Here is a 340-nt window from a genome sequence, read left to right on the forward strand (position 1 = left end):
TGGAGACCGTGCGGTTCCTGGACGGTGTGCGGACGTTGGAGGCCGAGGGCGTCACGACCTTCGTTGAGCTGGGGCCGGATGGTGTGTTGTCGGCGATGGCGCAGGAGTGCGTGACGTCGGACGGCGCGGCGTTCGTTCCGGTGCTGCGTGGTGGGCGTGCTGAGGCGGAGACACTGACGGCCGCGGTCGCTCGGGCGCATGTGCGTGGTGTGGCCGTGGACTGGGAGGCACTCTTCAAGGGCACGGGAGCGTGCCGGGTCGAGCTGCCGACCTATGCCTTCCAGCGGCGCCGCTACTGGCCGGAGATCACGCTCGCCGCTGGCCGTCCTTCGGGTGAGGC

Annotated in this window: 1 protein-coding gene; it reads left to right on the forward strand. The window is 70.3% G+C overall.

Going from position 1 to position 340, the window contains the following annotated elements:
- Positions 1 to 340, forward strand: a 340-nt coding sequence (locus O5O46_RS35185; protein ID WP_269859758.1) for a hypothetical protein, incomplete at both ends; no start/stop codon positions are given.

Source organism: Streptomyces sp. RPT161 (assembly GCF_027533845.1).
GTDB classification, from domain to species: Bacteria; Actinomycetota; Actinomycetes; order Streptomycetales; family Streptomycetaceae; genus Streptantibioticus_A; species Streptantibioticus_A silvisoli_A.